General features: G+C 52.4%; 12 protein-coding genes. All 12 read right to left on the minus strand.

Features of this window, described 5'->3' with window-relative positions:
• A partial coding sequence (locus B2899_RS02390) for a prephenate dehydrogenase (protein ID WP_286883751.1) occupies nt 1-705 on the minus strand: 705 nt, incomplete at its 3' end.
• 53 nt (nt 706-758) lie between these two features.
• Nucleotides 759-1,838 carry a histidinol-phosphate transaminase gene (gene hisC, locus B2899_RS02395; RefSeq protein ID WP_286883753.1) on the minus strand — a complete coding sequence of 360 codons (1,080 nt, stop codon included), beginning with the start codon at nt 1,836-1,838 and terminating at the stop codon, nt 759-761.
• 36 nt (nt 1,839-1,874) lie between these two features.
• Nucleotides 1,875-2,696, minus strand: a complete 822-nt coding sequence (gene trpA, locus B2899_RS02400; RefSeq protein ID WP_286883756.1) for a tryptophan synthase subunit alpha — start codon at nt 2,694-2,696, stop codon at nt 1,875-1,877.
• Entirely contained in the window at nt 2,693-3,898 is a 1,206-nt protein-coding gene (gene trpB / locus B2899_RS02405; protein WP_286883759.1) for a tryptophan synthase subunit beta, read from the minus strand. Before trpB ends, trpA begins: the two co-directional genes overlap by 4 nt.
• Nucleotides 3,876-4,550 (minus strand): phosphoribosylanthranilate isomerase, encoded by a 675-nt coding sequence (locus tag B2899_RS02410; RefSeq protein ID WP_286883762.1) that lies wholly within the window; start codon nt 4,548-4,550, stop codon nt 3,876-3,878. The genes trpB and B2899_RS02410 overlap by 23 nt, the downstream gene beginning before the upstream one ends.
• Complete coding sequence (gene trpC, locus B2899_RS02415; RefSeq protein ID WP_286883765.1) at nt 4,547-5,359, minus strand: indole-3-glycerol phosphate synthase TrpC; 813 nt, start codon at nt 5,357-5,359, stop codon at nt 4,547-4,549. Before trpC ends, B2899_RS02410 begins: the two co-directional genes overlap by 4 nt.
• Complete coding sequence (trpD, locus tag B2899_RS02420) at nt 5,349-6,374, minus strand: anthranilate phosphoribosyltransferase (protein ID WP_146809521.1); 1,026 nt, start codon at nt 6,372-6,374, stop codon at nt 5,349-5,351. Before trpD ends, trpC begins: the two co-directional genes overlap by 11 nt.
• Nucleotides 6,367-7,887 (minus strand): anthranilate synthase component I, encoded by a 1,521-nt coding sequence (gene trpE, locus B2899_RS02425; protein ID WP_286883770.1) that lies wholly within the window; start codon nt 7,885-7,887, stop codon nt 6,367-6,369. The genes trpD and trpE overlap by 8 nt, the downstream gene beginning before the upstream one ends.
• Before the next feature lie 243 nt (nt 7,888-8,130).
• A complete protein-coding gene (gene aroH / locus B2899_RS02430; protein ID WP_146809519.1) occupies nt 8,131-8,505 on the minus strand; it encodes a chorismate mutase in 375 nt (124 codons plus the stop codon).
• Nucleotides 8,505-9,605: a 3-dehydroquinate synthase gene (aroB, locus tag B2899_RS02435; RefSeq protein WP_286883774.1), complete on the minus strand. Its 1,101-nt coding sequence runs from the start codon at nt 9,603-9,605 to the stop codon at nt 8,505-8,507. Before aroB ends, aroH begins: the two co-directional genes overlap by 1 nt.
• 3 nt (nt 9,606-9,608) lie before the next feature.
• Nucleotides 9,609-10,769: a chorismate synthase gene (aroC, locus tag B2899_RS02440; protein ID WP_286883777.1), complete on the minus strand. Its 1,161-nt coding sequence runs from the start codon at nt 10,767-10,769 to the stop codon at nt 9,609-9,611.
• 244 nt (nt 10,770-11,013) lie between these two features.
• Nucleotides 11,014-11,790: a CheR family methyltransferase gene (locus B2899_RS02445; protein WP_286883779.1), complete on the minus strand. Its 777-nt coding sequence runs from the start codon at nt 11,788-11,790 to the stop codon at nt 11,014-11,016.
• Nucleotides 11,791-11,952: the final 162 nt, after the last annotated feature.

Here is an 11,952-nt window from a genome sequence, read left to right on the forward strand (position 1 = left end):
CAGGATATCGCGCCACATACCCGGGTTGCTGGATGCGATACGCGTAATATCGCGGAATCCGCCTGCAGCCAGACAGCGGTACCAATCCATCTCGTCATTATAAGAAGCCACCTGGTTCACCAGCGCGGAGGCAATAATATGCGGAAAATGGCTAATCGCTCCCACGACTTCGTCATGCTTCTGTGCATCCATTATTACGACTTTGGCATGGGTCGGTGCAAGCAGTATTTTCAAACGCTCTACTATTTCATTCGGCGTACCTTCAGGTGGCGTCAGCACGTAATACGCATTTTCAAACAGACGGTCGTGCGAGGCCTCTACCCCCGATTTATGCGAACCTGCCATCGGGTGTCCGCCGATGAAATACACGCCTCGTTGTGCAAATCCGTACGCATGTTCCATTACCGATACTTTTGTGCTGCCGGTATCAGAAATGACTGCGCCCTCCTTTAACGGCGTGTAACGCAAAAACGAAATCAACTCCTGCAGTTTGCCTACAGGAGCACATAAAAAGATGAAATCAGCCTGCGCCACGGCTTCGGCGAGATGAGTCGTTCCTCTATCGATTACGCCGAGTGAGCACGCCATGCGCAGATTGTCTTCCACCACATCAAATCCGGTAATATGTACATCTTCGTTTTTCTTTAGTGAAAGGGCCAGCGAACCGCCGATAAGCCCCACTCCTAGAATCGCAATCTCAGTCATACCTCTGCCTTCTCCTCCACTCTACCAAAAAAGACCGCAGACCCGCGAAGGATTTATCCTCTCGTGGGAGTCAGTACAGACTTCAGTGCAGCCAGCATTTTTTCGTTCTGATCCTTGCTTCCGATCGTTACGCGAATCGCTTCCGGGAACGCGCGGATGATAACGCCCTGCTTGAGCATTTCCTGAAAAATCTCTCTTGGATCACGTTCGGGCATTATATACACGAAATTTGTTTCGGAACGGTAGTACGGTACGCCGAGTGCGTCCAATTCCGTATACACTTGCTCCAGGCCTTCGGCATTGGCCGCTTTGCACTGCGCGACGAATTCCTGATCCGAGAGCGCGGCCAGCGCGGCTTTCTGTGCGAGATGGTTTACGTTGAACGGCTCACGTACACGGTTCAGCTTGTCAACAATCTCTTCTGCAGCCACTCCATAGCCGACACGCAACGCCGCAATACCATAAATCTTCGAGAACGTGCGCAGTACGATCATATTGTTATATTTTTCGAGGAGATTAAGCGATTTTGGAAACGCCTCATTTTTCACGTAATCTATGTATGCCTCGTCCAGCACAACAAGTACGTGCGCCGGCACTCGTTCAAGGAAGCGGACCAGCTCGTCCTCGGCAATCATCTTCCCTGTAGGATTGTTCGGGTTGCACACCCAGACAACGCGCGTTTGCTCATTGATATGTGCCAGCATAGCATCCAAATCGTGAGAACCGTCTATGCACGGCACTTCAATCACTTCCGCCCCTTCAATGGTGGCGTTTGTTTTGTAAACGGAGAACGTCGGCGTCGCCATTACCGTATTCGTTCCCGCTTCGAGATAGGCTCGTGCGATGAGCATTACAATCTCATCGGACCCATTTCCGAAAATCAGTTTCTGCTCTTTCACACCCAGGAACGAGGCCAGCGAACCGCGCAGTTCCAGACAAGCGCCGTCCGGATAAATCTGCAACTGGTCAAGCTCGGCTACAATCGCCTCTTTTACTTTCTTTGAGCAACCAAACGGATTCTCGTTGGATGCCAGCTTTATAACTTCAGTCAATCCTAACTCCCGTTTTACATCTTCAATTGGCTTGCCCGGCTCGTATACAGGCAGGTCGACAATCCGGGTTTTTGGAATCATGCTCTCACCTCATGTTTGTTTTCACTTTTTCATCCATCATACCCTAGATCGCAACTGTTGTACAAATCTTTTTACTATACGAAAACCTTCCTCTTTCGTCTCTTCTTTCGTAAGCATCGGCTCTGCCTCGCGAATCTTCTCGAGCAAAGCGCTCCCGACGATAAATCCATCGCTGTACGGGGCAACCATCTGTGCCTGTTCGGCACTCGAAATACCGAAGCCTACCGCCACAGGGACGGAAGCGTGCTGACGCACACGGGCAAGGAAGCGGGTGACTCCTTCATCAAGCGCATCCCTGGCGCCGGTTACGCCAAGCGAAGATACGCAGTACAGGAACCCTTTTGCCCGTGAAGCAATCATTTCGACACGCTGTTCAGAAGTTGGGGCAACAAGCTGAATCAACGGACGCGAGAAGTTTTCCGCCAGCGTTTCGATGTCTCCGGCTTCTTCCACCGGTAAATCCGGGATAAGAATGCCGTCTATACCGGATGCCTCCATCTCTTTAAACAACCGTTCCGGACCATACTGTAATACCGGATTGATATACGTAAACAGCACCAGCGGAACAGTAAGGCCCGACCTGCGCATATCCGCTGCTATCTCCAGTGTGCGACGGATCGTAACGCCGTGTGATAGCGCCTGTGCCGAGGCATGTTGAATCGTTGGGCCGTCTGCCAGCGGGTCGGAGTACGGTACGCCCAGCTCAATGACTGCCGCGCCTTCTTCCTGCATCGCAAGTGCGATATCTACCGTTAATTCGGGAGCCGGATACCCCGCTGTAATAAATGGAATGAATGCCTGCTCGCCCTCTGCAAACGCCGCCGCAATACGCTCGGCTCCTGTTTTTATACTACTCATGCCTGCTTCTCCCCTTCCCGTTCGTAAATCTGCGTTACATCCTTATCGCCACGGCCGGACAGGCAGACGACGATAATATCGTCCGATGTGAGCGTCGGTGCAAGCTTAATCGTCTCGGCAATTGCGTGTGCACTTTCCAATGCGGGAATAATTCCCTCTTCGCGGCAGAGCAGACGCAGCGCGTCCAACGCTTCCTCATCCGTTATTGCGTGATAGGTGGCACGACCGCTGTCATGCAGATACGCATGCTCCGGTCCTACACCCGGGTAGTCTAGACCGGCTGAGACGGAATGTGGTTCGATAATCTGTCCGAACTCATCCTGCAACAAATACGTCATTGTTCCATGAATAATACCTTGGCTGCCTTTCGTAATGGTAGCCGCATGTTTGTCCGTATCTATGCCGTGTCCCGCCGCTTCTACGCCGATAAGCGAAACGGTCGTATCCTGAAGGAACGGATAGAAAATGCCCATTGCGTTGCTGCCGCCGCCTACGCACGCCACGACATAGTCCGGCAGACGATTCTCAAATTCGAGAATTTGCGCCCGCGCCTCATCGCCGATAATGCGCTGAAAATCACGGACCATTTTGGGATACGGGTGCGGCCCGACTACAGATCCGATCATATAAAACGTCGTATCCACTTTGCTTACCCAGAAACGGATCGCTTCGCTGGTCGCGTCTTTCAATGTACGCGTACCCGAATACACCGGAACGACCTCCGCCCCCAGCAGTTCCATCCGAAATACGTTGAGCTTCTGGCGTTTCATATCTTCTTCACCCATAAACACTTTACACTTGAGCCCCAGGCGTGCGGCAACGGTTGCCGCCGCCACGCCGTGCTGGCCTGCGCCGGTTTCGGCAATGATTTCTTTTTTGCCCATGCGTTTTGCCAGCAGCCCTTGAGCCAGCGCATTGTTGATTTTATGGGCGCCGGTATGATTCAAGTCCTCCCGCTTTAAATAAATGCGAGCGCCGCCCAGCTTCTCCGTCAACCGCTCCGCAAAATACAGCGGGGTGGGGCGTCCGGAATACTGCCGCAGCAAATCGGCTAACTCCTCTTGAAACGCCCTGTCCTGCAGCGCATCTTCATACGCTGCCTCCAGTTCATCCAGGGCATTCACCAGCGTTTCCGGCACATACCTGCCACCAAACGATCCGAATCTTCCTTTGCTCTGCTTACTCAACTGCGCTCTGCTCATACTCTCTCATCCTCTCGATAATTCTTCGTATTTTCTCGATATCTTTGCGTCCGTTTGTTTCTACGCCGCTTGAAATATCGATACCATCCGGGCGATGTCGTTCTAGTAAATCAAGCATATTGTCCGCACCAATTCCTCCTGCCACCAGCAGCGGAATGCCGTGTGTACGGCTCCATGCAAGGTATGGGGCAATCCGCTTCCAGTCAAATGTTTTTCCGGTACCGCCGTATCTGTCTCCCACCGCCGTATCCAACAGCATATAGTCCATGCTTCCGACGTAGGCGGAAAGCTCCGCTTGCGGCCGGTCCGTCTCGTTCTCCCGAATGCTGAACGTTTTGGTCACCACACAGCCGAACCGATTGCGTACCTGTTCACAAAACGCAGGCGTTTCTTCGCCGTGCAGCTGTACGATATGGAGTGGAGCCGCCTCAAATACTGCCTCAATGTCTTTAAGGGAGGGATTTACGAATACACCTGCCGCTTTTATCTTATCCGGTATAAGATAGGAAAGGCGCTTCCATTGCTCCGGCTCGATCTGTCGTCGGCTTTCGGCAAATACAAAACCGAGCTGGTCGGCCATGAGCCCTTCAGCGTTCATCTCCACCAGCGTTTCCGTATCGGTAATGCCGCAAATTTTCAGCAGCGGCTTCATGAACGTGCCTCCTCCGTACTGCGTATCGGCCCTACCAAATCGTATACGGCACTCTCGATTTCTGCCTGGCGCATAAAGTGCTCACCCACCAGCACGCCGTCGATGTTCGCTTCGGCCAACTGTGCGATTTGCTCTGGTGAATGAATACCGCTTTCGCTGATCGTAACAAACGAATCCGGAAGCTGTTCCAACAGAGTGAACGTCGTGGTAAGAGTGGTCTGAAAAGTTTTTAAATCCCGGTTATTAATGCCCAGCAGGTCGGGTTCAATTGTATCCAATACCGTATCCAATTCTTTCGCCGTGTGCACTTCTACCAGCGTTTCCAATCCAAGCGAGCGCGCTTCGTTCGCCAGTGTGTACAGCTGTTCGCGGTCAAGGATAGCTGCGATGAGCAAGACGACGTCCGCCCCATACGCCCGTGCTTCATATAGCTGCAGCGGATCAATCATGAAATCTTTGCGCAGAAGCGGAATCGGCTTCGTAAGCGTCTGTTTAATCTGCCGCAAAAAGTCCAGACTGCCCTGGAAGAACACCTCGTCCGTCAGCACGGATATCCCTTCCGCACCGGCCTCTTTATATGCATGCGCAATGGCAAGCGGATCGAATGGCTCCCGAATCAATCCGCGTGACGGCGATGCTTTTTTTACCTCGGCAATGACGCCGACTTTGCGCCTCCTCTGCAAAAATCTCTGCTTAAGCGAGAGACAGGCAGGCAGGTCTGCAATCTGTTTTTCTAAATCCGCAATTGAAGTGCGTTCATACAATTGCTCAACTTCCCGACGCTTCTGCTCTACGATTTTAGAAAGCATGACTGACACCTCCCGTTACTTGAATCAGCTGCGCTAGTTTGTGCTTTGCCCGTCCCGTGTCCAGCAGTTCCTCTACTAAACGGACACCTTCCGCGATGGAGCCGACCTGTTCGCTCAGATAGAACGCGGCGGCTGCATTCAATACGACAACATCACGGTATGCGCCCGGCTCTCCGTCCAGTATACGGCGGATAATTCCCGCATTTTCCCGCGCATCCCCGCCTGCTATGTCAGTCAGCGGGTGGGAAGACAGGCCGAACATTTCCGGATGGATCGTATACGAAGAAATTGCGCCATGATCCACTTCCACAATGTATGTCGGCTCGCTGACACTGATTTCGTCCAAGCCGTCCGCACCGGCCACGACAAGCGCACGTTTGACGCCCATCTCGTTCAACACATCCGCTATCTTCAGTCCGAGATTTCTATCATAAATGCCCAGCAATTGCCGATCGGCACGGGCAGGATTGGTAAGCGGACCCAGCAGATTAAATACGGTACGGAAGCCGAGCTGGCGGCGTGGTTCGACCGCATGCTTCATCGCCTGATGATACTGTGGGGCGAACAGGAAGCAGAGATTCGTCTCTTCGAGGCAGCGCTCTGCCGCTTCCGGAGTCGTCGTAATGGTCACACCGAGCGCTTCCAATACATCCGCGCTGCCGCTCTTGCTTGATACGGCCCGGTTGCCGTGCTTGGCGACGCGGACGCCGCCCGCCGCCGCAACAAGTGCTGCCGCCGTAGAAATATTGAATGAAATGCCGCCGTCACCGCCCGTACCGCATGTATCCAACAACCCTTCACCATCCGTATTCAGGCGGACCGCTTTCTCGCGCATCGTCTCCGCAAACCCGACGATTTCGTCCACCGTCTCGCCTTTCATGCGCAGTGCCGTCAAAAATCCGGCAATCTGCATCGGCTGTGCCTCGCCTTCCATAATCAGCCGCATTGCGTTACGCGCTTCTTCCCGTGTCAGCGACTCTCCCTCTGCAACTTGCCTGAGCAATTGTTTAAACATAGGTTCTCATCTCCTCTACGCTCGCCATTTTCTCAGCTAAGCTCAACGCGTGCAGCATAGCCCGCGCCTTGTTTCTTGACTCTTCATATTCATCCTCCGGCACGGAGTCGGCCACAATGCCGCCTCCCGCCTGTACGTACGCTTTTCCGTTTCGGAATACAATGGTCCGAATGACAATGCATGAATCCAGATTGCCGCCAAAACTGAAATAACCAACAGCACCTCCGTAAAAACCGCGTGCCTCCCCTTCCAGCTCTGCGATAATCTCCATCGCCCGGATTTTCGGTGAGCCGGATAACGTTCCAGCCGGGAAGCAGGAAGTAAGCGCATCAAACGGCTCTTTTCCTTCAGCCAGCGTACCGCGGACATGCGAGACCATGTGCATCACCCGCGAATAATATTCGATTTCCATTTGCTGCGTCACTTCCACGCTTCCGAAACGGGCAACCCGCCCAATGTCGTTACGCCCCAAATCGAGCAGCATCAAATGCTCGGCGCATTCTTTTTCGTCGGACAGCAGATCGGCCGCAAGCACCGCGTCTTCCGCCTCATCCGCACCCCGGCGACGCGTTCCGGCAATCGGCCGCGTTTCCGCTTCTCCGTCAGTGACCTTAACCAGCAACTCAGGCGACGTTCCGGCGACCGTTACACCGTCAATTTCGAAATAATACATATAGGGCGAAGGATTGGTTAGACGAAGAATGCGGTAGACAAGCAGCGGATCCGCTGTATATTCAACGGCAAACCGCTGGGAGAGCACTACCTGGAAAATATCCCCCGCTGCTATGTATTCCTTAGCCCGGTTCACCTTATGCATATACGCTTCTTTCGTCATATTGCTTGTTACGGTAAGTTCCTTGCCTTCCATGGGAATGTTGTCGATGCGGGCAAACGCCCGTGTCTCTGATTCGGCAATCTCACGCACCAGCTCGCGAATCCGGCCGCACGCCTTCTCGTACAGCGCGGATAACTCTTCGTCCGTCATATTCTCGTGTACCTGCATATTGGCAATCACTTTTACTTCCTGTTTCACATGGTCATATGCGATAACTTCGTCCACGAACAGCAGATGCATCGTATCAAGTTGCAGTTCATCATGCTCAGCCCGGGGAAGCTCTTCAATGAATCTCACCGTCTCATACCCAAGCAGTCCAACCGCACCGCCGGTAAACGGAGGCAAGCCCTTTATGCTAGGACTGCGGAATTGTCCAAGCTGACGGCGGAGCACATCCAGCGGGTTGCCTTCCACAAGTACGCGCTCTCCCAAACGATAGGAAAGCTCAAGACCGGATTCGACCGTTCGGCACTTAAGAAACGGCGAAAGCCCAATAAACGAATAGCGGCCGAGACGGCTTGCCCCCTCTACGCTTTCAAGCAAAAACGAATCGGGTCTGCGCAAACTTTGATACAAATGAATGGGAGTAGCCTGATCGGCCAGAAGGGAATAAGAAACGGGAATAAAATTGTGGCTTCGGGCAAACTCGCGCACCTCCGCCAATGTTGGGGTAAACATATTGGTTGTACCTCTCCTCTCATCGGGGAAGAGGGCCTAAAGAGGACGCAAAAAATCCAGGGTTAACACAGCCCTGGATTCGAAATGTCTGTTCCGTACATACTTAATCAACAGATCTTCGTCTCTTCTCAGGCTCTGCTCTTCTCAGACTCAAATCTTCTCTCTGCTCTCAACTCTAACTCAATCTATCTTGGTTATTCTCAGCATAGCGGCTTTTCATCCGGCTGTCAACCATTCCGCCCTCTACTTTACCTGCGAATTTAAATCGGGGCGCAAAACCGACGCGCCTTCTAAAAATACATGGCGGATTTCTCGGCTTGATTTCTCCGTATTGACAAGCATCATTACCCGGATGCATTTTTCAAGACTGCCCGGCACCGGAATCTCGTTCGAACACATAAGCGGAACCAGCTCGAATCCCGGAAGTGCGCGTGCTCCACGCGCCGGAAACGCCGCATCCAAATCGTGTGTTACTGTAATCATAACGCTCGCTATGTCTTCCGGGTCCACGCCATTGACTTCCACCATAGCACGTATCAATTTTTCAGTCGCTTCGAGAATAGCGGCCTCTTCGTTTACGGTAACGGTAATCGCCCCGCGGATACCACGAACTGCCATTACGACTCCCCTCCTTCTTGCAGTGCGCGAAGCACTTCACGCACCGGCTCTTCTGCCACATCTTTTCTAATCTCTACTTTGCCAATTGCAGTCGGCAGCACAAATACAAGCTTGCCGCCTTCTCCTTTTTTATCACGCCGCATTGCTTCGATAATCTCATCTGCGTTCATTGCGTGCGGCAGCATAACCGGAAGCCGATATTTCTCAAGAATATGCCGTGTACGGGCGCTGATGCCGCTTGCGATGCCCAATCTCTCTGCGAGCATGGCAGCGGCAACCATACCGATGGAGACCGCTTCGCCGTGATTCAGTGTCTCATAGCCGCACAGCGCCTCAAACGCATGGCCGAACGTATGGCCCAAATTCAAGATCGCGCGAAGACCCCGCTCTTTCTCATCTTCGGAGACCACAGCCACCTTCACACTGCAGGCACGAAGCAGCGCTTCCTGCAGCAGATCATGCTCAAAACGCTGCAGACCCTCTGCATTCTGCTCAAGCCACGTCACGAATGTCTCATCCCAGATCAATCCGTGCTTTATCACTTCGGCAAATCCTGCAGCCACTTCGCGCGGCGGCAGTGTTTTCAAAAATTCCGTATCATACGCGACCAGACGCGGTTGATGGAATGCACCGATGATGTTTTTGCCGAGCGGGTGGTTTACCGCCACTTTACCGCCCACGCTGCTGTCATGGGCCAGCAACGTCGTCGGAATCTGTACGAACGCTACGCCGCGCATATACGTAGCCGCTGCAAATCCGGCCAGGTCTCCAACCACGCCGCCGCCCAGGGCAAGAAACGCCGACTTGCGGTCCAATCCAGCTTCAAGCGCCTCGGTCATTACCCGTTCGTAGACAGCCAGGCTTTTCGCCTTCTCTCCGGCTTCCACTACATTATGGTATACCATATAACCGGCATCCTGCAGTTGACTCTTCGTTTGGTCCAAATACAGTGGAGCCACATGCTCATCGGTAACGATGAACAGCTTGCGGCCGCTGTCGATGCCCGCTTCTTCGAGCAGACGCGGCAGTTGCTCGATTACGCCAGGTCCAATCCAGATTGGATATGACCGTTCCCCCAACTCTACCGTCAACTGTTTCATCGATTAAAACTCCTCTACATGACGGTTGTATTTATCATAGTTGGCTTTCATTTCTTCCAGCGAATCGCCCGCGAATTTCTCACAGAGCGCGTCGGCCAGTGTCCAGCACACAACTGCCTCCGCCACGACGCTGGCGGCCGGCACGGCGCAGCTGTCCGAACGCTCGATGCTGGCGGCGAATGGCTCCTTCGTATCAATGTCAATGCTATTCAGCGGCTTATACAGCGTTGGGATCGGCTTCATGACGCCACGTACAACAACAGGCATTCCCGTTGTCATGCCACCTTCCAATCCGCCGGCACGATTCGTTTTGCGAGAGTAGTTCCCCTGCTCATCAAGAATAATCTCATCATGCACCTGCGACCCGGGGCGGGCAGCCGCTTCAAATCCGATGCCAATCTCCACGCCTTTGAATGCCTGAATGCTCATTATTGCCTGGGCAAGACGGCCGTCAAGCTTACGGTCCCACTGCACATGGCTGCCAAGCCCCACCGGCAGACCTTCTGCCCGCACTTCTACCACGCCGCCAAGCGAATCGCCGTCGGCTTTCGCCTTATCGATCAGGTCCATCATTCTCTTCGCGGCGTCAGCGTCCAAACAGCGTACCGGAGATTCTTCCGTAATACGAATCATTTCTTCCAGACTTACGTCTACAGGTTTCGCTTCCACCTCTCCGATGCGAAGTACATGACCTGCGACCGTAATGTCAAATTGTTCTAATAATTGACGCGCCACTGCACCAACTGCTACGCGAATTGCAGTCTCCCGCGCGCTGGAACGCTCCAGAATGTTGCGCATGTCGCGCTGGTTGTATTTTAGCGCACCGTTTAAATCCGCATGGCCCGGACGCGGACGTGAGACGCGGCGTTTGTCTTCCCCTTCATCCACCGGCTCCGGACTCATAATCGTTTGCCAGTGCGTCCAGTCTTTGTTTTCTACTACAAGGCAAATCGGGGCACCCGTCGTCTTACCGTGACGTACGCCGGCGACAATCTTTACCTGATCCTTCTCGATTTGCATGCGGCGGCCCCGTCCATGACCTTTCATGCGGCGCAGCAACTGCTCATTAATTTTTTCAATGGAAAGAGGCAAGTTGCTGGGTACTCCTTCGATAATTGCCGTTAATTGCGGTCCATGTGACTCTCCTGCTGTGAGATAGCGCATAATCTTCCTCCACCCTTTTAATTTACGCCGGAAAACAACGATACTGTACTGCTTTTTGTATTGCCGGCGTTTCCTGCGTCTGTTTCTTTTGGTATAAAACACAGCCGTCCGGTCTTTCAGCGGCTCATTTTATTTTTTACATGCTATTATAGTATAGCTGCCGGGAAAATCCTAGACAAAATTCAGCAAAAACGCCGCGCTCGCCATACCGGAACACGCGCGGCGTGTATTTTTCATTCAGAAGCTACATTTTGCGATAAAAAAAGGTATCTTCCGGCTCAAATCCGTACTGCTGAGGCTGAAAGATTTGCTCTGTACTTCCGACGAATAGTACGCCGCCGGTACGCAAAGAGGCGGCAAACTTATGATACAAATTATGCTTTGCCTCTTCTGTAAAATAAATCATCACGTTGCGGCAAATAATTAAATCATAGTTTTGATCAAATGGGTCGGCGAGCATATTGTGACGCTTAAATTTAATTAAGCGCTTGATATCATCCGAAATGCTGTACATAATACCGTCTTTTTTAAAATATTTGGCAATCAAATCTTTCGGCACATCCTGCAGTAAACGTTCAGTGTAGATGCCGCGCTTGGCCCTGGCAATTGCGCCTTCATCAATGTCCGTTGCGGTGATGTCCACTTCGTGCAGCGGTATAAAACGAGAGAGAAGCATCGCTAGCGAATACGGCTCTTCACCCGTCGAGCAAGCGGCGCTCCAGCATTTGATCTTGCTCTTTTCTTGCAGCAAACGCGGCAAAATCTTCTTCTCGAGCACTTCCCAGCGGCTCGGGTTGCGGAAAAACTCCGATACGTTTATCGTCATGCGATCCAGAAACTCATCAAACAGTTCCTGATTCTTCGTCATCGCTTCAAAAAAGCTCTCGAATGTATGGTATCCTCTCTTTACGCGCAGCGAGGTTAGTCTGCGTTTCATCTGAGCTTCCTTATACAGTGCAAGATCGATACCGGTCTTGCGTTTTACTTTATCAATAAACTGCGAAAAGTCTCTGTCTTCCATTGTCCTATCTATCCCCTTCTACTCCTCACAAACATTACTAGGATAGTATTCGCGACCTGCGCTTTTTTTCCTTCATTATTTCTGTGAAAACCACCATGGCATCTCAGCCGCAACCCCGACATGAAAATCATGAGAAGAGTGGCTGACTTTTGTGGTACGAAG

It is taken from the genome of Aneurinibacillus sp. UBA3580, from assembly GCF_002375825.1.
In the GTDB taxonomy this organism is placed as follows: Bacteria; Bacillota; Bacilli; order Aneurinibacillales; family Aneurinibacillaceae; genus Aneurinibacillus; species Aneurinibacillus danicus.